17 protein-coding genes and 3 pseudogenes are annotated in these 20,680 nt (G+C 56.4%); 9 read left to right on the top strand and 11 right to left on the bottom strand.

The genetic code is table 11. From position 1 onward, the window contains the following. Window positions 1-13 precede the first annotated feature (13 nt). From WLO32_RS17015 to tkt, 7 genes and pseudogenes are all read right to left on the bottom strand, one after another. Window positions 14-745 (bottom strand): oxidative stress defense protein, encoded by a 732-nt coding sequence (locus WLO32_RS17015; protein ID WP_435946196.1) that lies wholly within the window; start codon window positions 743-745, stop codon window positions 14-16. 109 nt (window positions 746-854) lie between these two features. Beyond that, a complete protein-coding gene (argO, locus tag WLO32_RS17020) occupies window positions 855-1,490 on the bottom strand; it encodes an arginine exporter ArgO (RefSeq protein WP_435946197.1) in 636 nt (211 codons plus the stop codon). A gap of 134 nt (window positions 1,491-1,624) precedes the next feature. Beyond that, entirely contained in the window at window positions 1,625-2,503 is an 879-nt protein-coding gene (gene mscS / locus WLO32_RS17025) for a small-conductance mechanosensitive channel MscS (RefSeq protein ID WP_435946199.1), read from the bottom strand. Window positions 2,504-2,681: 178 nt separating this feature from the next. Continuing rightward, a complete protein-coding gene (fbaA, locus tag WLO32_RS17030) occupies window positions 2,682-3,761 on the bottom strand; it encodes a class II fructose-bisphosphate aldolase (protein ID WP_088221344.1) in 1,080 nt (359 codons plus the stop codon). 91 nt (window positions 3,762-3,852) lie between these two features. Beyond that, entirely contained in the window at window positions 3,853-5,016 is a 1,164-nt protein-coding gene (pgk, locus tag WLO32_RS17035) for a phosphoglycerate kinase (protein ID WP_435946201.1), read from the bottom strand. A gap of 48 nt (window positions 5,017-5,064) precedes the next feature. After that, window positions 5,065-6,084, bottom strand: a complete 1,020-nt coding sequence (gene epd, locus WLO32_RS17040; RefSeq protein WP_435946203.1) for an erythrose-4-phosphate dehydrogenase — start codon at window positions 6,082-6,084, stop codon at window positions 5,065-5,067. 302 nt (window positions 6,085-6,386) lie between these two features. Continuing rightward, a pseudogene (gene tkt / locus WLO32_RS17045) lies at window positions 6,387-8,379 on the bottom strand (transketolase). A 282-nt stretch (window positions 8,380-8,661) separates the two neighbouring features. Here tkt and WLO32_RS17050 point away from each other — a divergent pair. Further along, window positions 8,662-9,421: pseudogene (locus tag WLO32_RS17050) on the top strand (M48 family metallopeptidase). An 86-nt stretch (window positions 9,422-9,507) separates the two neighbouring features. Here the strand turns inward: WLO32_RS17050 and speB are convergent. From speB to WLO32_RS17070, 4 genes are all read right to left on the bottom strand, one after another. After that, the gene (speB, locus tag WLO32_RS17055; protein WP_435946204.1) at window positions 9,508-10,428 is read right to left on the bottom strand and encodes an agmatinase; all 921 of its coding nucleotides are present in this window, start codon (window positions 10,426-10,428) and stop codon (window positions 9,508-9,510) included. A 90-nt stretch (window positions 10,429-10,518) separates the two neighbouring features. Further along, window positions 10,519-12,495: a biosynthetic arginine decarboxylase gene (speA, locus tag WLO32_RS17060; RefSeq protein ID WP_435946205.1), complete on the bottom strand. Its 1,977-nt coding sequence runs from the start codon at window positions 12,493-12,495 to the stop codon at window positions 10,519-10,521. Further along, window positions 12,488-12,634, bottom strand: a complete 147-nt coding sequence (yqgB, locus tag WLO32_RS17065; RefSeq protein WP_147402920.1) for an acid stress response protein YqgB — start codon at window positions 12,632-12,634, stop codon at window positions 12,488-12,490. Before yqgB ends, speA begins: the two co-directional genes overlap by 8 nt. 105 nt (window positions 12,635-12,739) lie before the next feature. Next, a complete protein-coding gene (locus tag WLO32_RS17070; protein WP_435946206.1) occupies window positions 12,740-12,874 on the bottom strand; it encodes a hypothetical protein in 135 nt (44 codons plus the stop codon). A gap of 425 nt (window positions 12,875-13,299) precedes the next feature. Between WLO32_RS17070 and metK the strand changes: the two genes are divergently transcribed. The 8 genes and pseudogenes from metK to ruvX all read left to right on the top strand — a co-directional run bounded on the left by metK (window position 13,300) and on the right by ruvX (window position 20,570). Further along, window positions 13,300-14,454, top strand: a complete 1,155-nt coding sequence (gene metK / locus WLO32_RS17075) for a methionine adenosyltransferase (RefSeq protein WP_121263849.1) — start codon at window positions 13,300-13,302, stop codon at window positions 14,452-14,454. A gap of 404 nt (window positions 14,455-14,858) precedes the next feature. Next, a complete protein-coding gene (locus WLO32_RS17080; RefSeq protein WP_435946207.1) occupies window positions 14,859-16,256 on the top strand; it encodes a sugar porter family MFS transporter in 1,398 nt (465 codons plus the stop codon). Window positions 16,257-16,328: 72 nt separating this feature from the next. Beyond that, window positions 16,329-16,847 (top strand): SprT family zinc-dependent metalloprotease, encoded by a 519-nt coding sequence (locus WLO32_RS17085; protein WP_435946208.1) that lies wholly within the window; start codon window positions 16,329-16,331, stop codon window positions 16,845-16,847. An 88-nt stretch (window positions 16,848-16,935) separates the two neighbouring features. Continuing rightward, window positions 16,936-17,644, top strand: a pseudogene (endA, locus tag WLO32_RS17090) (deoxyribonuclease I). A 152-nt stretch (window positions 17,645-17,796) separates the two neighbouring features. Continuing rightward, complete coding sequence (gene rsmE / locus WLO32_RS17095) at window positions 17,797-18,528, top strand: 16S rRNA (uracil(1498)-N(3))-methyltransferase (RefSeq protein WP_435946210.1); 732 nt, start codon at window positions 17,797-17,799, stop codon at window positions 18,526-18,528. A 10-nt stretch (window positions 18,529-18,538) separates the two neighbouring features. Further along, window positions 18,539-19,486, top strand: coding sequence for a glutathione synthase (gene gshB, locus WLO32_RS17100; protein ID WP_435946211.1), 948 nt, complete (start codon window positions 18,539-18,541; stop codon window positions 19,484-19,486). Window positions 19,487-19,587: 101 nt separating this feature from the next. Further along, complete coding sequence (locus WLO32_RS17105) at window positions 19,588-20,151, top strand: YqgE/AlgH family protein (protein WP_435946212.1); 564 nt, start codon at window positions 19,588-19,590, stop codon at window positions 20,149-20,151. Then, the gene (gene ruvX / locus WLO32_RS17110; protein WP_435946213.1) at window positions 20,151-20,570 is read left to right on the top strand and encodes a Holliday junction resolvase RuvX; all 420 of its coding nucleotides are present in this window, start codon (window positions 20,151-20,153) and stop codon (window positions 20,568-20,570) included. The genes WLO32_RS17105 and ruvX overlap by 1 nt, the downstream gene beginning before the upstream one ends. Window positions 20,571-20,680 lie beyond the last annotated feature (110 nt).

Here is a 20,680-nt window from a genome sequence, read left to right on the forward strand (position 1 = left end):
ATTTACCGTATTGCTACTGCGCAGCCTGGCTCTGGGCCCTTTCCAGCTCAAACACCACGTCTACCTGATCGTCAAACTGAATGGTTTGCTGATCGTAGGTATCCTGCGCGGAAACCGGCGCCGCGGCGTCGGCTTTCATCATCCGCACCATCGGCGCGGGCTGATAGTTTGAGACGTGATAGCGGACGCTGTACACCGGCCCCAGCTTGCTGTTGAAGCCTTCGGCTAACAGCTTAGCCTGACGAGTGGCGTCGTCGATGGCCTCTTTACGCGCCTTGTCTTTGTACTCTTCCGGATGGGCAACGCCCAGCGAAACAGAGCGAATTTCATTAAGGCCGGCCTTCAAAGCTCCGTCCAGCAGCTCGTTCATTTTGTCGAGCTTGCGCAAGGTCACCTCGACCTGGCGCACGGCGCGGTAGCCTTTCAGCTGGGTTTTACCGTCTTTCAGGTATTCATATTCAGGCTGGGTGCGCAGATTCGCGGCGTTAATGTCTTTCTTCTCGACGCCGCTTTGCTGCAGGAAACTCAGGTATTGCGCAACGCGATCGTCAGCCTGTTTTTTGGCCGATGCCGCATCTTTCGCAGAGACATTTACTTCAATGGCCAGCGTGGCGATGTCAGGGACGGCGTCCACGCTGGCAGTGCCGGAAGTTACGACGTGCGGGCCATTTGGTAACTCATCTGCCAGCGCCGGAACCGAACCTAATCCCACTAAAGCAGCTAATGCCAGGGTTTTCAACTGCACTGTAATTCCTCCATGCTACGTTCCACTGTCATCACGTCCGGATAAGAATACGGACATCAGGCAGCAAGCTTAGCCTGGAATGGTAACTTGTCTATCGGATAAAGGCGAATTACCCGGCCAGCGCCGCGATATGCCGCACGCCGCTCCATGCCAGCTGACAGGCGATAAACCACATCACCAGCCCCACCACTCCGTTAATGAGGCGCTGGGCTTTCGCGGTTCGCAGACGCGGCGCAAGCCATGCGGCAAGCATCGCCAGGCCGTAGAACCACAGAATCGAGGCGCTGATGGTGCCCAGCGCGAACCAGCGCTTCGGCTCCCCGGCAAGCTGTCCGCCCAGGCTGCCCAGCACAACGAAGGTGTCGAGATAAACGTGCGGGTTAAGCCAGGTCACGGCCAGCATGGTAGCAATGATTCGCCAGCGCCCCTGCTTCATTACCTCCGCGGTGGCCAGCTCCACGCTGCTGCTCATCGCCGTTCGCAGCGCGCCCCAGCCGTACCACAGCAGAAACGCCACGCCGCCCCAGGTAACAATAGCCAGCAGCCACGGGGACTTCATCAGGATGGCGCTGCCGCCGAAGATCCCGGCGCAAATCAGCACCAGATCGCTCAGCGCGCAAAGCGAGGCAATCATCAGGTGATACTGGCGGCGAATGCCCTGGTTCATCACAAAAGCGTTTTGCGGGCCGAGGGGAAGGATCATCGCCGCGCCCAAAGCAAGCCCTTGAAAATAGTAAGATAACACGGTGATTTTCTCTTCAGTGTTGAGCAACTGAAGTGGAGTGTAGCCGGGAAATATTATTAGCGGAAATGGATAATTTTAATGGTTAATCAGATTAGCTAATATTTAAAAGGCCAGCCGCGGCTGGCCGTCAGTCGTTACTCCTGCGCAGGCTCTTTTACCTCTTTTGCTTCTTTTACGCGTTTGAAGTTCACGTCCATCTGCGGATACGGAATGCCGATGCCGTTGGCATCCAGGGCTTTTTTGATGCGCTCCAGCACGTCCCAGTAAACGTTCTGCAGATCGCCGCTGTTGCTCCACACGCGAATCACAAAGTTTACCGAAGACGGTCCGAGCTCGTTGAGGCGCACGGTCATTTCACGGTCTTTCAGGATGCGCTCATCGCTGTTGATGATATCGGTCAGGATTTGACGCACCTGGTCGATATCCGCGTCGTAGGCCACGCCGATAATAAATTCGTTACGGCGCACGGGCTCGCGCGAAAAGTTCGTGATGTTGCCGTCGATGATTTTCTTATTCGGCACCACGACAATTTTACCGTCGGCGGAACGCAGCGTGGTGGAGAAGATCTGCACGCTGACTACGGTGCCCGCGGTGCCGCCGAGATCGACGTACTCACCGGCGCGGAACGGACGGAAGGTTACCAGCAGGACGCCCGCGGCAAGGTTGGAAAGAGAACCCTGCAGGGCCAGACCTATGGCCAGACCGGCGGCGCCGAGGACGGCGATAACCGAGGCGGTCTGGACGCCAACGCGGCCAAGGGCGGCAATCAGCGTAAAGGCGATAATCCCGTAACGCACCAGCGCGGAAAGGAAGTCAGCCACGGTGGCGTCAATATGACGAGCGCGCATCACGCGATTAAGCGCCCCGGATACCGCCCGGGCGACGATCATCCCGACGGCGATAATAGCGATGGCCGCCACGATGTTGACCGCATAGCTCAGCAGTAATGCCTGGTTGTGCACCAGCCAGCCTCCGGCATTATTAATACTGTCTACTACATTAAGATCTTCCATTCACGGCTCCTTGTTCTTACCAAAAAATTGCGCCTGACAGACGCGCTAAGACTATAAAGGGTAAGTAAAAAGCGGCGAATGTGCCAGGTTGGTCACAAAAATGGCGGCGGGAGGCAAAAAAAACGCCAAAAAAAAGCCCGCGCGAAGCGGGCTTGATTCAGGCATAAAGCGCTTTAAATTACAGAACGTCGACAGCGTTCAGCTCTTTGAAAGCCTGCTCCAGACGGGTGATCATAGAGGTCTGTGCAGCACGCAGCCATACGCGTGGATCGTAGTATTTTTTGTTCGGCTGATCTTCGCCTTTAGGGTTGCCCAACTGGCCCTGCAGGTAAGCTTCGTTTTCTTTGTAGTAGTTCAGGATACCTTCCCAGGTTGCCCACTGGGTGTCGGTATCGATGTTCATTTTGATAACGCCGTAGCTCACGGAATCTTTGATTTCCTGAGCGGTAGAACCGGAACCGCCGTGGAAGACGAAGTTCAGCGCGTTGTGCGGCAGGTTGTGTTTTTTGGTGACGTATTCCTGAGAGTCGCGCAGGATAGTTGGGGTCAGCTTAACGTTACCTGGTTTGTACACGCCGTGTACGTTACCGAAGGAAGCAGCGATGGTGAAGCGCGGGCTGATTGCATTCAGTTTGGTGTAGGCGTAATCAACGTCTTCTGGCTGAGTGTACAGAGCGGATGCGTCCATATGGCTGTTGTCTACGCCATCTTCTTCGCCACCGGTGCAGCCCAGTTCGATTTCCAGAGTCATGCCGATTTTAGACATGCGCTCCAGGTATTTAGAACAAATTTCGATGTTCTCTTCCAGGGACTCTTCGGACAGGTCAATCATATGGGAAGAGAACAGCGGCTTGCCGGTAGCAGCGAAGTGTTTTTCACCCGCGTCTAACAGGCCGTCGATCCACGGCAGCAGTTTTTTGGCGCAGTGGTCGGTATGCAGGATAACCGGCACGCCGTAGTGTTCAGCCATCTGGTGTACGTGGTGCGCGCCAGAGATTGCGCCGAGGATTGCAGCACCCTGAGGAACGTCGGTTTTCACGCCTTTACCGGCGATGAAAGCAGCACCGCCGTTAGAGAACTGGACGATAACCGGCGCTTTAACTTTGGCAGCGGTTTCCAGTACGGCGTTGATAGAGTCGGTGCCGACGCAGTTAACCGCTGGCAGAGCGAAGTTGTTCTCTTTTGCTACCTGGAAAACTTTCTGTACGTCATCACCAGTGATTACGCCTGGTTTTACGAAATCAAAAATCTTAGACATGGTTGTTTGTCCTGTATCGTCGAAACGTTTGTGCCGCCTAAGGTCTACGGGCGACAAGAAATCAACGGGCAGGATCCCCTGCCCGTAATCATTACTTCTTAGCGCGCTCTTCGAGCATTGCTACCGCTGGCAGAACTTTGCCTTCCACGAATTCGAGGAACGCGCCGCCGCCAGTAGAGATGTAGGAGATTTTGTCGGAAATGCCGAACAGGTCGATAGCGGCCAGGGTATCGCCACCGCCGGCGATGGAGAAGGCTTCGCTGTCAGCGATGGCGTTAGCCACGATTTCAGTACCCTTGCGGAAGTTCGGGAATTCGAACACGCCGACCGGACCGTTCCACAGAATGGTTTTCGCATTTTTCAGGATTTCAGCCAGTTTCTGTGCGGAAACGTCGCCCAAATCCAGGATCTGCTCTTCATCTTTAATGTCGTTAACAGACTTCAGAGTAGCGGTTGCGGTTTCAGAGAACTCGGTCGCTACGCGCACGTCGGTCGGCACAGGGATATCGCAGGTCGTCAGCAGGCGTTTTGCTTCATCAACCAGATCCGCTTCGTACAGGGATTTACCAACGTTGTGGCCCTGGGCGGCAACGAAGGTGTTAGCGATACCGCCACCTACGATCAGCTGGTCAGCGATTTTGGACAGGGAGTCCAGCACGGTCAGCTTGGTGGAAACTTTAGAACCGCCAACGATAGCCACCATCGGACGAGCTGGTTCTTTCAGCGCTTTACCCAGCGCGTCGAGCTCTTCGGCCAGCAGCGGGCCTGCACAGGCGATATCGGCGAATTTGCCTACGCCGTGAGTAGAAGCCTGCGCGCGGTGAGCGGTACCGAAAGCATCCATAACGAATACGTCGCACAGCGCGGCGTATTTCTTAGACAGGGTTTCGTCGTCTTTCTTCTCGCCTTTGTTAAAGCGAACGTTTTCCAGAACAACCAGTTCACCGGCGGCCACTTCAACGCCGTCCAGGTAATCTTTCGCCAGACGAACCGGAGCAGACAGTTTGTCTTTCAGGTAGTTAACAACCGGCAGCAGAGAGAATTCTTCGTTGTACTCGCCTTCGGTCGGACGACCCAGGTGAGAAGTAACCATCACTTTCGCGCCCTGTTTCAGAGCCAGCTCGATGGTCGGCAGAGATGCACGGATACGTGCGTCAGATGTCACTTTCCCTTCTTTAACCGGTACGTTCAAATCCGCACGGATCAGAACGCGCTTACCAGCCAGATCCAGATCGGTCATCTTAATTACAGACATGGTGAATCCTCTCGTTGATTCTTAAAGTTTTGCGAACGCTTATGCGCCCTACCTGAAACCACTTGCGGCCATCACTAACGTCGTGTCGAGCATTCGGTTAGCAAAGCCCCATTCGTTATCACACCAGACTAGAGTTTTAATCAGATGTTGCCCACTGACCCGGGTTTGCGTGCCGTCGACGATGGCACTGTGCGGATCGTGGTTAAAATCAGTCGAGACCAACGGTAATTCCGTATAGTCAACTATACCATGAAATGAATCCTGTGCCGCTTTTTGCAGCAACAGGTTGACTTCACTAGCTTTTACTGCATCCCTCACCGTTACGCTCAAATCGATGGCGGTGACGTTTATCGTGGGCACGCGGACCGCAATAGCCTCAAAACGGTCATTAAATTTCGGGAAAACGCGCGTAATACCCGCAGCCAGGCGCGTATCGACCGGAATGATCGATTGACTGGCGGCGCGGGTGCGCCGGAGGTCGGGATGATAAGCGTCGATAACCTGCTGATCGTGCATCGCAGAGTGAATGGTGGTCACGGTGCCCCACTCAATGCCAAATGCGTCGTCGAGCAGTTTGATAATCGGAATAATGCAGTTTGTGGTGCAGGAAGCATTGGAGACGATGCGGTGTTCGGCCATGACTTCGTGGTGATTGACGCCGAAAACCACGGTGGCGTCAAGATCGTTGCCGCCGGGATGGGAGAAGAGAACCTTTCTGGCGCCCGCCGCCAGGTGGGCTTCGCCGTCTGCGCGCGAGCCAAATACGCCGGTGCAGTCCAGCACGACGTCTACGCCCAGCTCGCGCCAGGGCAGCGCGGCGATGGTCGGCTCGTGCAGCAGGCGGATAGTATCGTCGCCGACCCACAGCAGATCGCGTTCCTGGCGGACGTCCCAGGCAAAGCGCCCGTGACTGGTGTCGTATTTCAACAGGTGCGCCATTCCCGCAGCATCAGCCAGTTCATTGATTGCTACTACGGTAATTTCCGCACGGCGCCCGGATTCGTACAAAGCACGTACCACGTTGCGCCCAATGCGACCGAAGCCATTAATTGCGATGCGTACGGTCATATCTCTCCTGCCAGAATCCCTGAAACTAAGTGGCTGACAGAGTAATCCAGCAACAGTCTGAGGGGAATCCTCGCGCTCACGAAACTGCAATTGATTGCTTATTTGTCGAACATTTAATCGACTGAAACGCTTCAGCTATGGTAAGCGAAACGCGGAATAAAAGGAACATTGGCCCGGGACAGGCGGTCATTCTTCTGACGCAGGTCACATTTTTATTGGAATAAATAGGGCTGAAATGGGCGCGGGGATGAATAATGGGCAAAAAAACGGGCCGCCGGAGCGACCCGTTGTCTGGAAACGACTTACAGTACGGCTTTCGCCTGTTTCACCACGTTCTCAACGGTGAAGCCAAACTCTTCGAACAGCAGCTCTGCCGGAGCGGACTCACCGAAGGTGGTCATGCCCACAACCGCGCCGTTCAGGCCGACGTATTTATACCAGTAGTCAGCGATGCTGGCTTCGATAGCAACACGCGCGGCAACCGCTTTCGGCAGAACCGCTTCGCGGTAGGCTGCGTCCTGCTTGTCGAAGGCGTCGGTAGACGGCATGGAAACCACGCGCGCTTTGACGCCTTCAGCAGACAACCGATCCCATGCCGCTACTGCCAGCTCAACTTCGGAACCGGTGGCGATCAGGATCAGCTCAGGCTGGCCTGCGCAGTCTTTCAGGATGTACGCGCCGCGGGCGATATCCGCCAGCTGCTGTTCGGTACGATCCTGCTGCGCCAGGTTCTGACGGGAGAAGATCAGCGCGGTCGGGGCCGTCGTGACGTTCTACCGCGTATTTCCAGGCAACCGCAGATTCAACCTGGTCGCAAGGGCGCCATGTGCTCATGTTCGGCGTTACGCGCAGGGCGGCAAGCTGCTCAACCGGCTGGTGGGTCGGGCCGTCTTCGCCCAGACCGATAGAGTCGTGGGTGTAGACCATCACCTGGCGCTGCTTCATGAGGGCCGCCATACGCACCGCGTTGCGGGCATATTCCACGAACATCAGGAAGGTGGAGGTGTACGGCAGGAAGCCGCCGTGCAGCGCGATACCGTTGGCAATCGCCGTCATACCGAATTCACGCACGCCGTAATGGATGTAGTTGCCGGCCTGGTCTTCGTTGATAGCTTTAGAACCGGACCAGATAGTCAGGTTGCTTGGCGCGAGGTCAGCGGAGCCGCCGAGGAATTCCGGCAGCAGGTGACCGAAGGCTTCGATAGCGTTCTGGGAAGCTTTACGGCTGGCGATTTTCGCCGGATTGGCCTGCAGGTTCTTGATGAACTCTTGCGCTTTAGCTGCGAAATCAGCAGGCATGTCGCCTTTCATACGGCGGGTAAATTCAGCAGCTTCTTGCGGGAAGGCTTTCGCGTAGGCCGCGAACTTCTCGTTCCAGGCCGCTTCTTTCGCCTGGCCTGCTTCTTTTGCATCCCACTGAGCGTAGATCTCAGACGGGATTTCGAATGGCGCGTGTTTCCAGCCCAGCTGCTCGCGGGTCAGTGCGATTTCTGCGTCGCCCAGAGGCGCGCCGTGGGAATCATGCGTGCCCGCTTTGTTTGGCGAACCGAAACCGATGATGGTTTTGCACATCAGCAGGGAAGGTTTGTCGGTAACCGCTTTAGCCTCTTCAACGGCGCGTTTGATTGCGTCCGCATCGTGACCGTCCACGCCGCGCACCACGTGCCAGCCGTAGGCTTCAAAGCGTTTCGCGGTATCGTCGGTGAACCAGCCTTCAACGTGGCCGTCGATGGAGATGCCGTTATCATCGTAGAACGCAACCAGTTTGCCCAGGCCCAAAGTGCCGGCCAGCGAGCAGACTTCGTGGGAGATGCCTTCCATCATGCAGCCGTCACCCATAAATACGTAGGTGAAGTGGTCAACGATGTCGTGTCCAGGACGGTTGAACTGCGCCGCCATAGTACGCTCAGCAATCGCCATACCTACCGCATTCGCAACGCCCTGGCCCAGCGGGCCGGTGGTGGTTTCCACGCCGGCGGTGTAGCCCACTTCCGGGTGGCCCGGGGTTTTGGAATGCAGCTGACGGAAGTTCTTCAATTCTTCAATCGGCAGGTCATAACCGGAGAGGTGCAGCAGGCTGTAGATCAGCATGGAGCCGTGGCCGTTAGACAGCACGAAACGGTCGCGATCGGCCCAGGCCGGGTTCTGCGGGTTATGGTTCAGGAAATCACGCCACAGGACTTCGGCAATATCGGCCATGCCCATAGGGGCGCCCGGGTGACCGGATTTGGCTTTCTGTACTGCGTCCATGCTGAGCGCACGAATAGCATTGGCAAGCTCTTTACGAGAGGACATTTTCACTCCAGATCGGATGGTTGAAGGTCACGCCTTGTTTTACGACTTGACTACTAAGCGTTATGGGCTACGCCCGAAAAAGTGCCAACAATGTACCGCAAGCCGTGGGTCATGTACATGGAGCATCCTTTTGTCCCTGTAAGAAATATCCGGGAAGCGTTCGCATGTTGCGCAAGTTGCTGCGCGCGCTTCGCTAACTTATTTATACTGAGCTTTACCCACCGCCATTTCTGGCGTGGAGTTTGCCCCTGGGCTGTTGAAACTAATAAAGGAAGACTGGCCATGAAGATGCGCCCTATTTTACTGAGCCTGACGCTCGCCACCGCGCTGAGCGGCTGCCAAAACATGGACTCCAACGGTTTATTGACCTCCGGCGCCGAAGCTTTCCAGGCCTATACCCTAAGCGACGCGCAGGTGAAAGATCTGAGCGATAAATCCTGCGCCGAGCTGGACAGCAAGGCCACTATCGCCCCGGCTAACAGCGAATACGCACAGCGGCTGACGAAGATCGCCGGCGCGCTGGGCAACAACATCAACGGCCTGCCGGTGAACTACAAGGTGTATGTCACAAAAGACATTAACGCCTTCGCAATGGCGAACGGCTGTATCCGCGTCTACAGCGGCCTGATGGACATGATGAACGATAACGAAGTGGAAGCGGTTATCGGCCACGAAATGGGCCACGTCGCGCTCGGGCCACGTTAAGAAAGGGATGCAGGTTGCGCTGGGCGCTAACGCCGCGCGCGTTGCCGCCGCGTCGGCAGGCGGGGTGATTGGCAGCCTGTCGCAATCGCAGCTGGGTGATTTAGGCGAAAAACTGGTGAACGCGCAGTTCTCCCAGCGCCAGGAATCTGAAGCCGATGACTACTCTTATGACCTGTTAAGAAAGCGCGGCATCAATCCGATCGGGCTTGCCACCAGCTTCGAGAAGCTGGCGAAACAGGAAGAAGGCCGCCAGAGCTCAATGCTTGACGACCACCCTGCTTCCGCCGAACGTGCCCAGCATATCCGCGATCGCATGGCGGCAGACGGCCTGAAATAAGCAAAAAGGTGGAGGGCGATTTCGCCCTTCCACCTTATTTTTTAGCGCTTTATAACCCAGGCGCGACTCGCCGCCCGCCCAAAAGATTACTCGCCTTTTTTCGCCGCCTGGATGTAGAGCATTTCCAGCGCCAGCGTAGCGCCCGCCAGGGCGGTGATTTCAGACTGGTCATAGGCCGGAGCCACCTCAACCAGATCCATGCCGACGATGTTCAGATCCTTCAGGCCGCGAACCAGCTTGATGGCGCGATCCGAGGTCAGGCCGCCGATAACCGGCGTGCCGGTACCCGGCGCGAAAGCAGGATCCAGGCAGTCGATATCAAAAGTCAGATAAACCGGCATATCGCCGACGATCTGCTTAACCTGCGCCAGAATGTCGTCAACGCTGCGATCGTTAACCTGGCCTGCGTCCAGCACGGTGAAACCATTGTCTTTGTCGAACTCGGTGCGGATACCGATCTGTACGGAATGGTTCGGATCGATGAGGCCTTCAAGCGGCGCGGTGTAGAACATGGTGCCATGGTCGAACTCGCAGCCGTTGGCGTAGGTGTCGGTGTGCGCATCGAAATGCACCAGCGCCATTTTGCCAAAGTGCCTGGCGTGCGCGCGCAGCAGCGGCAGGGTCACGAAGTGATCGCCGCCGAAGGAGAGCATACGCTTGCCCGCGGCCAGCAGTTTTTCAGCGTGCGCCTGCAGACGCTCGCTCATGTCGCGCGCGTCGCCGAAAGCGTAAACCAGGTCGCCGCAGTCCACGACGTTCAAACGTTGACGCATGTCGAAGTCCCACGGGAAGCGGTTGCCTTCCCAGGCAAGGTTAGTGGAAACCTGGCGGATAGCTGCGGGACCATGACGGCCGCCGGCGCGACCGGAAGTGGCCGCATCAAAAGGAACGCCGGTGATCACCCAGTCGGCGTCGCTGTCGTACGGCTGGAAGTTCAGCGGTAAACGCAAAAAACCAAAGGCGTTGGATACCAGGGAATTATCGTACTGATGGCCTAAGGTGCTCATTATCTGACCTCTCGGTAATAAATTTATGTTAAAGGCAAAAACGGATGCGGTTACTCCCCTCTTCTTTCATGAAGAGGGAAACGTTAAGCGTTACTCGTCTTCTAAATACGTATAACCGTATAGCCCGGCCTCGAACTCTTCGAGGAACTGCTGCTGCAAAGCGGCATCCAGATCGGTCTGTTTCACCTGATCGCGGAACTGCGTCAGCAGTTTTTTCGGATCCAGCTGAACGTACTCCAGCATATCCGCCACGGTATCGCCTTCGTCGGACAGCTCAACCTCCACGCTGCCGTCGGGGAAGACGAACACGTCAACCGCTTCGGTATCGCCGAACAGGTTGTGCATATTGCCGAGGATTTCCTGATACGCGCCGACCATAAAGAAGCCCAGCATCGGCGGGTTCTCCGGGTCGTATTCCGGCATCGGCATGGTGGTTGCGATCCCGTCGCCGTCCACGTAATGATCGATTGCGCCGTCGGAGTCACAGGTAATATCCAGCAGCACGGCCCTGCGCTCCGGCGCATGGTTCAGCCCTTCCAGCGGCAGAACCGGGAACAGCTGGTCAATACCCCAGGCGTCCGGCATCGACTGGAACAGGGAGAAGTTAACGTAAATCTTGTCCGCCATGCGCTCCTGCAGCTCGTCGATAATCGGACGGTGCGCGCGGTTGCTCGGATCGAGCTGCTTTTGCACGTCATGGCACATGTTCAGATAGAGCTGCTCGGCCCACGCGCGCTCCTGCAGGCTAAAGGTCCCGGAAGAGTAGCCGACGTGAATATCGTGCAGGTCCATCTGGCTGTCGTGCAGCCATTCACGCAGCGAACGGCGCGTGCCCGGCTCGTGCATCTCCTGCCAGGTTTCCCACATGCTTTGTAAAGCGCGCGGAGCATCGTTCTGCGGCGGGGTCGCTTCGGTATTTTCGCTGCGCTCAACGCCGATAATGTTCGACACCAGTACGGTGTGGTGCGCGGTCACCGCGCGGCCGGATTCGGTGATTACCGTCGGGTGCGGCAGGCCGTGCTCTTCGCACGCGTCGCCAATCGCCCAGATAATGTTGTTGGCGTACTCGTTCAGGCCATAGTTGACCGAACAGTCGGACTGGGAGCGGGTCCCTTCATAGTCCACGCCCAGGCCGCCGCCCACGTCGAAGCACTGGATGTTCACGCCCAGCTTATGCAGCTCAACGTAGAAGCGCGCGGATTCACGCACGCCGGTTGCGATGTCGCGAATGTTCGCCATCTGCGAACCGAGGTGGAAGTGCAGCAGCTGGATGCTGTCCAGACGGCCGCGCTCGCGCAGCATTTCAACCAGCTGCAGAACCTGGCCGGCCGCCAGGCCAAATTTGGATTTCTCGCCGCCCGAAGACTGCCATTTGCCGGAACCCTGCGAGGCCAGACGCGCACGAACGCCAAGGCGCGGCACCACGTTAAGACGCTCTGCCTCTTCCAGCACAATCGCGATTTCAGACATCTTCTCGATGACCAGATAAACCTTGTGGCCCATCTTTTCGCCGATCAGCGCGAGGCGGATGTATTCACGGTCCTTATAGCCGTTACAAACGATCACCGAACGGGTCATGCCCGCGTGGGCCAGTACCGCCATCAGCTCGGCCTTCGAACCGGCTTCCAGGCCCAGCGGCTCGCCGGAATGAATCAGCGATTCAATGACGCGGCGGTGCTGGTTTACCTTGATCGGGTAAACGAGGAAATAGTCGCCGTTGTAACCATAGGATTCGCGCGCGCGCTTGAACGCGGCGTTAATTGAACGCAGGCGGTGCTGCAAAATCTGCGGGAAACAAAACAGCGCAGGCAGGCGCTGGCCCTGTGCTTCACGAGCTTTGACCAGCTCGGCCAGATCGACTTTGGCTTCAGGAACGTCGGGATCCGGGCACACGGTGATGTGGCCCAGTTCGTTGACGTCATAGTAGTTATTGCCCCACCAGGCAATATTGTAAGTACGCAGCATCTTGCTGGCTTCCTGGGAGCTCATGGCAACCTCCTGCATGGAGCGGTGTACATCCTGCTCGCCCACTGACGAACCCGAAACGGAAGAGATTTTGTCAGACATGGCGAACCTCAAATTTAAACGAATGTGCAAAACAGTTAACTACTATCGCAGGGGTATCCTGCAATAACAACCCATTAACAGCGCGTAACGGCAGCATAAGTCGCTGCCAGAAAAGCTGTGCGACCGGTTTCTTTTTCATATCATTGTAAAACACGTAACCGAACTCCGTAGGACGGATCGGCGAAACCACGAGAAAACCCTTATCGCGGATAAGAGCGCCCAAGTTCTGAGACGACGGACGTGACTAACCGGCCCGGGAGTCCTGAGAAGCGCCGAGATGGGTATAACATCGGCTGGAATGAAGCAAAGAGATGCAGGTTGCGAGGGGCAGTTGCACACGGGAAGCGTGCGCCAGATTCTGCGAATTACAGCGGTTCATCAATCGTATCACCTCCACGCATACGGTTTGGGTATGCGACAAGCCAAAGCCAGAAAATTGCTCAACCCGGCTGGAAGTGGGCAACACAAAAATCTGTGTGCTTGTTGAATGAGCCGCGCGCGCCGCTTTATACCCACAACGGGGAAAAAAAGCAAAAGATAAATGCGCGCTTTGCCGGCGGCGTCAGGAAAAATTGCCACGCCGGTTTATCCATAAATGTGCTGAATAAGAAAAATCGCTGGCAATATGTTTAAGGGTTAACCTAAAATGGCCGTCCAGATGTTAATCCATCTATACTGATTAACTGTTAGACTGCCTGTCGTTCAACCTGCGGCAAACACCCATTACATCAGCATATCGCACTGATTCGGGCGCCATTCAACAGCAGTCTGTACTATATGAATTATTTTTAGGGTGAAGAAAACATGGCTAAACACCTTTTTACCTCCGAGTCTGTATCAGAAGGGCATCCCGATAAAATCGCTGACCAAATCTCCGACGCGGTGCTTGATGCGATCCTGGAGCAGGATCCTAAAGCTCGCGTAGCTTGCGAGACCTACGTTAAGACCGGCATGGTGCTGGTCGGCGGCGAAATCACCACCAGTGCATGGGTTGATATCGAAGAGATAACCCGTAACACGGTCCGTGAAATCGGCTACGTGCATTCTGATATGGGCTTTGATGCCAACTCCTGCGCCGTGCTGAGCGCCATCGGCAAGCAGTCCCCGGACATCAACCAGGGCGTTGACCGTACCGATCCGCTGGAGCAGGGCGCGGGCGACCAGGGCCTGATGTTTGGCTACGCAACCAACGAAACCGACGTGCTGATGCCGGCGCCGATCACCTACGCGCACCGCCTGGTTCAGCGCCAGGCTGAAGTTCGTAAAAACGGCGCGCTGCCGTGGCTGCGTCCGGACGCGAAAAGCCAGATCACTTTCCAGTACGACGACGGCAAAATCGTCGGTATCGATGCGGTAGTGCTTTCTACCCAGCATGCCGAAGACATTGAGCTGAAAACGCTGCAGGAAGCGGTGATGGAAGAGATCATCAAGCCGGTGCTGCCTGCGGAATGGCTGAATGCCTCCACCAAGTACCACATCAACCCAACCGGCCGTTTCGTTATCGGCGGCCCGATGGGCGACTGCGGCCTGACCGGGCGTAAAATTATCGTTGATACCTACGGCGGCATGGCCCGTCACGGCGGCGGCGCGTTCTCCGGTAAAGATCCTTCTAAAGTGGACCGTTCTGCCGCGTACGCCGCACGTTATGTGGCGAAAAACATCGTCGCCGCAGGCCTTGCCGACCGCTGTGAAATCCAGGTTTCCTACGCCATTGGCGTGGCCGAACCTACCTCCATCATGGTTGAAACCTTCGGCACCGAGAAAATCTCAACCGAGCAGCTGACCCTGCTGGTGCGTGAGTTCTTCGACCTGCGCCCATACGGCCTGATTCAGATGCTGGACCTGCTGCACCCAATCTACAAAGAAACCGCTGCGTACGGTCACTTTGGTCGCGAGCATTTCCCATGGGAAAAAACCGACAAAGCCGCCCTGCTGCGTGAAGCTGCCGGCCTGAAATAATCCGCCACGCTTTAAGACCCTCAAAGGCCAGCTCTGCTGGCCTTTTGTCTTTCCGTCCGCTGAAACTCCCGTTTTTACTCGCCTCGTCTATACTTTCTTTCCGGCAGACAAATCCGGCCTCATGAAAGCGATTACATAGCGATCGCTAAGCTTTTTAATCAGATTAATCCCCCTAATTCTCTCTTCCGCCGCATTTGTTACAACTCGTTTCGGTTTAGTCTGAAAAGCCAGCAAATTCCTTGCCGAAAGCCCCCTTAATGCTATGTTTTATATGCATAAATAATGCATACAGTTCTTGACACTTGTGTAACCGATTACACTAACGTGATTGGCATCACACTAATTTACGCGGCACTAACCTACCCTTAACAACGATAAAATTGATAATTCAACCGGAGGGCTATATGCCTGACACTAATAAAAAACACGGGCGTTCAAATAAGAGCATGACGTTTTTCGTCTGCTTCCTTGCGGCGCTGGCAGGTTTACTTTTTGGTCTGGATATCGGCGTTATCGCCGGCGCCCTGCCGTTTATCGCCAACGATTTCCAGATAAGCTCACACACGCAGGAATGGGTGGTTAGCTCGATGATGTTCGGTGCCGCTGTGGGCGCCGTCGGCAGCGGCTGGCTCTCCTTCCGCCTCGGGCGTAAATACAGCCTGATGATCGGCGCGATCCTTTTCGTGGCCGGTTCGCTGTGCTCCGCCTTTGCGCCGAACGTTGAAGTTCTGATTATTTCCCGCGTGCTGCTTGGCCTGGCCGTCGGCGTGGCGTCTTATACCGCTCCGCTTTACCTGTCTGAGATCGCGCCGGAAAAAATCCGCGGCAGCATGATCTCTATGTATCAGCTGATGATCACCATCGGTATTCTCGGCGCCTATCTGTCCGATACCGCCTTTAGCTACTCGGGCTCATGGCGCTGGATGCTCGGCATTATCACCCTCCCGGCCCTGCTGCTGCTGATCGGCGTATTCTTCCTGCCGGACAGCCCGCGCTGGTTCGCCGCCAAACGCCGCTTCCACGACGCCGAACGCGTGCTTTTACGCCTGCGCGACACCAGCGCCGAGGCGAAGCGTGAACTTGAAGAAATTCGTGAAAGCCTGCAGGTGAAACAAAGCGGCTGGTCGCTGTTTAAAGACAACAGCAACTTCCGCCGCGCGGTGTTCCTTGGCGTACTGCTTCAGGTGATGCAGCAGTTCACCGGTATGAACGTCATCATGTACTACGCGCCGAAAATCTTTGAAATCGCCGGTTTCACCAACACCACGCAGCAGATGTGGGGGACGGTTATCGTCGGCCTGATTAACGTACTGGCGACCTTTATCGCTATCGGTCTGGTGGATCGCTGGGGCCGTAAACCGACGCTGGTGCTGGGCTTCCTGGTGATGGCAACGGGTATGGGCGTGCTGGGCACCATGCTGCACGTTGGCATCCACTCGCAGGGCGCGCAGTACTTCGCCGTCGCCATGCTGCTGATGTTTATCATCGGCTTTGCGATGAGCGCCGGTCCGCTGATTTGGGTGCTGTGCTCTGAAATCCAGCCGCTGAAAGGCCGCGATTTCGGTATCACCTGCTCCACCACCACTAACTGGATCGCCAACATGATTGTCGGCGCAACCTTCCTGACCATGCTCAATACGCTGGGCAACGCGAACACCTTCTGGGTCTACGCCGGTCTGAACATCTTCTTTATCGTCCTGACGCTGTGGCTGGTGCCGGAAACCAAGCACGTGTCGCTGGAGCATATTGAACGTAACCTGATGAAAGGCCGTCCGTTACGTGAGATTGGCGCTCACGACTAAGCGTAAAAAGAGCCCTTCTTCGCAAGGAGAGGGGCTTGCGCCCTGCTCCGCCCCATTCTATTCTCTGCCGTTATGAAATCCCCACGACTTCCCATCGCTATCCAACAGGCCGTTATGCGTAGCCTGCGGGAAAAACTACGGCAGGCAAATCTGCATTTAGGCCGTAGCTACCCTGAGCCGAAACTGGTGTATCAGCAGCGCGGCACCGCCGCGGGCACCGCCTGGATGGAAAGCTACGAAATCCGCCTCAACCCCGTGCTTTTGATGGAAAACCAGCAGGCCTTTATCGATGAGGTGGTGCCGCACGAGCTGGCGCATCTTCTGGTCTGGAAACATTTCGGCCGCGTGGCGCCGCACGGCAAAGAGTGGAAATGGATGATGGAGGCCGTGCTCGGCGTTCCCGCTCGCCGAACCCACCAGTTTGAAGTGCAGTCGGTGCGCAAAAACACCTTCCCCTATCGCTGCCGCTGCCAGCTGCATCAGCTTACCGTTCGCCGTCACAACAGGGTGCTGCGCGGTGAATCCGAATACCGCTGCGTGCGCTGCGGCGACCTGCTAAAACCGGAACTTACCGCTTCTTGTAAAGAATAAATTAGCCGCAAAGTTTCCAGATCGCGCTCATTGAAACTGGATAAATCCTCAGGTAGGGTGCGGGCAGGTTTTAGCAAGGATTCTGGAAATGTCTCGCAAATATTTTTGGGCTGTTGCAGCTGTTGCAGCCCTCTGCTCTTTTTCTGCTTTCAGCGCCGGTATCAACAGCTTCTCGCAGGCCCAAAACCGCCGGCGTTAAAGTGAACGCCGACGCGCCGGGGGATTTTTACTGCGGCTGCAAAATCAGCTGGCAGGGTAAAAAAGGCGTCCCCGACCTCAAATCATGCGGTTATAAAGTGCGTAAAAACGAAAACCGCGCCTCGCGTATAGAATGGGAACACGTCGTTCCGGCCTGGCAGTTCGGCCACCAGCGCCAGTGCTGGCAGGACGGCGGCAGAAAGAACTGCGCTAAAGATCCGCTCTACCGCAAAATGGAAAGCGATATGCACAACCTGCAGCCGGCGGTCGGAGAAGTGAACGCGGACAGAAATAACTTTATGTACAGCCAGTGGAACGGCGGCGAAGGCCAGTACGGCCAGTACGAAATGAAAGTCGATTTTAAGGATAAGCTGGCCGAGCCGCCGGCGCGTGCGCGCGGAGCCATTGCCCGCACCTACTTCTATATGCGCGACCAGTATCAACTGCGGCTTTCCCGCCAGCAAACACAGCTTTTCGAAGCCTGGAATAAGCTGTATCCGGTCAGCGGCTGGGAATGCGAACGCGACGAGCGCATCGCTAAAGTTCAGGGCAATCATAACCCTTATGTGCTGCGGGCTTGCCAGGCACAAAACAGCTAACCTAAACTAGCCTCCATTGCTCATTTAGCTGTGATTAACGAACGGGACTTTCGCAGGCGGATAAGCTTGCGCCATCCGCCGCCGCGTGGTGCATGGCGCTTCTTTTACCCACCTGCGTCCGGACATCCAGCAAACTATCGGATATTTTACGCATGCGCATACCCCGCATTCATCACCCTGAATTACTCGCCGTCGGCGAGGAGCTGGCCCTGAGCGAAGATGCCGCCAACCATGTGGGCCGCGTTTTACGCATGGGGGCAGGACAGGCGCTGCAGCTCTTTGACGGCAGCAACCAGATTTTTGACGCTGAAATCGTGCAGGCTGATAAAAAAACCGTGCGGGTCAAAGTGCTGGCTGCCAGCGCCGATAACCGGGAATCCCCGCTGCATCTGCATCTCGGCCAGGTGATGTCGCGCGGCGAAAAGATGGAGTTCACCATTCAAAAAGCCGTTGAGCTGGGCGTGAACGTGATTACGCCTTTGTTTTCCGAGCGCTGCGGCGTCAGGCTCGACGCCGAGCGCCTGCATAAAAAGCTCACGCAGTGGCGTAAAATCGCCGTTGCCGCCTGCGAACAGTGCGGCCGCAACGTGGTGCCGGAGATACGCCCGGCGATGGATCTTGAGGAGTGGAGCGCCGAGCAGGACGACAGCCTGAAGCTCAACCTTCACCCTCGCGCCAGCACCAGCATTAATACCCTGCCGCAGCCGGTCGAACGCGTGCGTTTGTTGATCGGGCCGGAAGGCGGTTTAACGGCGGACGAAATTGCCATGACCGCACGCCACCAGTTTACTGATATCTTGTTAGGACCACGCGTTCTGCGCACTGAGACTACCGCGCTCACCGCCATCACCGCGCTGCAGGTGCGTTTTGGCGATCTGGGCTAAAGGAGAAAAAATGATCAAGCTCGGCATCGTGATGGACCCCATCGCAAACATCAATATCAAAAAAGATTCAAGCTTCGCCATGCTGCTCGAAGCGCAAAGCCGCGGCTACGAAATCCACTATATGGAAATGGCGGACCTGTATCTGATTAACGGCCAGGCGCGGGCCCGCACCCGCCTGGTCAGCGTCGAGCAGAACTACGATAAATGGTACGACTTCGGCAGCGAGCAGGATATCGCGCTGGCTGACCTGAACGTCATACTGATGCGTAAAGACCCGCCGTTTGATACCGAGTTTATCTACGCCACCTATATTCTTGAGCGCGCCGAGGAAAAAGGCACCCTGATCGTCAACAAGCCGCAGAGCCTGCGCGACTGTAACGAGAAGCTCTTCACCGCCTGGTTTGCGGATTTAACCCCGGAAACGCTGGTGACGCGCAACAAAGCGCAGCTCAAAGCGTTCTGGCAAAAGCACGGCGATATTATTATGAAGCCGCTGGACGGCATGGGCGGCACTTCAATCTTTCGCGTGAAGGAAGGCGATCCTAACCTTGGGGTGATTGCAGAAACCCTGACCGAGCTCGGCAACCGCTACTGCATGGCGCAAAACTATCTGCCCGCAATCGTCGACGGTGACAAACGCGTGCTGGTCGTCGACGGCGAACCGGTGCCGTACTGCCTGGCGCGTATTCCGCAGGGCGGCGAAACGCGCGGTAACCTGGCGGCTGGCGGCCGTGGCGAGCCTCGTCCGCTGACCGAAAGCGACTGGGATATTGCGCGCCGCGTAGGCCCGACCCTGAAAGCCAAGGGGCTTATCTTCGTCGGCCTCGATATTATTGGCGATCGCCTGACCGAGATTAACGTCACCAGCCCTACCTGCATCCGCGAAATCGAAGCCGCTTTCCCGGTGTCCATTACGGGTATGCTGTTTGACGCCGTAGAAAAGCGTCTGGCGAAGTAATTTTTAAGCGGCGGTAGGGAAACCGCCAGTAGTGACAGCTAGCCCCTTTCCCCGCATACTGGGCGCTGTCGCTTTTTCAACCGGGATCAGAACCTCTGACAATGAATTTACAGCATCACTTTCTTATTGCCATGCCGGCTCTCCAGGACCCGCTTTTTAAGCGCGCCGTAGTTTATATCTGCGAATACAACGAAGATGGCGCGATGGGCATTATCATCAATAAACCCCTCGAAAACCTGCAGGTTGAAGGCGTACTGCAAAAGCTGAAGATCGAACCCGACCCTCGCGACCCGGCTATCCGTCTTGATAAGCCGGTATTTATCGGCGGCCCTCTGGCGGAAGACCGTGGCTTTATTCTCCACAGCCCGCCGGACCTGTTCGCTTCGAGTATTCGTATCTCTGAAGATACCGTCATCACCACTTCCCGGGACGTGCTGGAAACTATAGGCACGCCAAACCAGCCGAAAGACGTAATGGTGGCGCTGGGCTACTCCTCCTGGGAGAAAGGGCAGCTTGAGCAAGAGATCCTCGAAAACGCCTGGCTTACCGCCCCGGCGGACGCGGAGATTCTGTTTCATACCCCGATTGCCGAACGCTGGCGCGAAGCGGCGAAGCTGATTGGCGTCGATATCCATACTATGCCAGGCGAGGCGGGGCACGCGTAATGAGCAGCGGAACACTGTTAGCTTTTGATTTCGGCACCAAAAGCATCGGCGTGGCGATTGGCCAACGCATTACCGGCACCGCACGCCCGCTCGCGGCGCTGAAGGCTCAGGACGGCACGCCGGACTGGAACGCCGTGGAAAAAATCCTTAAAGAGTGGCAGCCAGAAGAGGTGGTTGTTGGCCTGCCGCTGAACATGGACGGCACAGAACAGCCGCTGACCGCCCGCGCCCGCAAATTTGCAAACCGCCTGCATGGCCGCTTCGGGGTGAAGGTTTCCCTGCAGGATGAACGCCTGAGCACCGTTGAGGCTCGTGCGGGCCTGTTTGAGCACGGCGGCTTCCGGGCGCTTAACAAAGGCAGCATCGATTCCGCGTCCGCGGTGGTGATCCTTGAAAGCTGGTTTGAATATCACCCCTGACTGGTTTTGCTGCGCGGTGGCGTACCGGTAGCCGCGTTCTGCAGCTCACGGCTGCGGCCTTCGGCTCCTTTAGCAGGTCAGAGGAATTCATAACGCGTGCTGCCGTGACG

The sequence above is a fragment of the Dryocola mayonis genome, assembly GCF_051307045.1.
GTDB lineage: Bacteria > Pseudomonadota > Gammaproteobacteria > Enterobacterales > Enterobacteriaceae > Dryocola.

Excerpts from the sequence above, each read along its gene's own strand:
- mscS (WP_435946199.1), bottom strand. The coding sequence starts at position 2,503 with ATGGAAGATCTTAATGTAGTAGACAGTATTAATAATGCCGGAGGCTGG.
- fbaA (WP_088221344.1), bottom strand. The coding sequence starts at position 3,761 with ATGTCTAAGATTTTTGATTTCGTAAAACCAGGCGTAATCACTGGTGAT.
- metK (WP_121263849.1), top strand. The coding sequence starts at position 13,300 with ATGGCTAAACACCTTTTTACCTCCGAGTCTGTATCAGAAGGGCATCCC.
- ruvX (WP_435946213.1), top strand. The coding sequence starts at position 20,151 with ATGAGCAGCGGAACACTGTTAGCTTTTGATTTCGGCACCAAAAGCATC.
- WLO32_RS17085 (WP_435946208.1), top strand. The coding sequence starts at position 16,329 with ATGAAATCCCCACGACTTCCCATCGCTATCCAACAGGCCGTTATGCGT.
- gshB (WP_435946211.1), top strand. The coding sequence starts at position 18,539 with ATGATCAAGCTCGGCATCGTGATGGACCCCATCGCAAACATCAATATC.
- speA (WP_435946205.1), bottom strand. The coding sequence starts at position 12,495 with ATGTCTGACAAAATCTCTTCCGTTTCGGGTTCGTCAGTGGGCGAGCAG.
- WLO32_RS17105 (WP_435946212.1), top strand. The coding sequence starts at position 19,588 with ATGAATTTACAGCATCACTTTCTTATTGCCATGCCGGCTCTCCAGGAC.
- speB (WP_435946204.1), bottom strand. The coding sequence starts at position 10,428 with ATGAGCACCTTAGGCCATCAGTACGATAATTCCCTGGTATCCAACGCC.
- pgk (WP_435946201.1), bottom strand. The coding sequence starts at position 5,016 with ATGTCTGTAATTAAGATGACCGATCTGGATCTGGCTGGTAAGCGCGTT.
- rsmE (WP_435946210.1), top strand. The coding sequence starts at position 17,797 with ATGCGCATACCCCGCATTCATCACCCTGAATTACTCGCCGTCGGCGAG.
- WLO32_RS17080 (WP_435946207.1), top strand. The coding sequence starts at position 14,859 with ATGCCTGACACTAATAAAAAACACGGGCGTTCAAATAAGAGCATGACG.
- yqgB (WP_147402920.1), bottom strand. The coding sequence starts at position 12,634 with ATGAAAAAGAAACCGGTCGCACAGCTTTTCTGGCAGCGACTTATGCTG.
- epd (WP_435946203.1), bottom strand. The coding sequence starts at position 6,084 with ATGACCGTACGCATCGCAATTAATGGCTTCGGTCGCATTGGGCGCAAC.
- WLO32_RS17070 (WP_435946206.1), bottom strand. The coding sequence starts at position 12,874 with ATGAACCGCTGTAATTCGCAGAATCTGGCGCACGCTTCCCGTGTGCAA.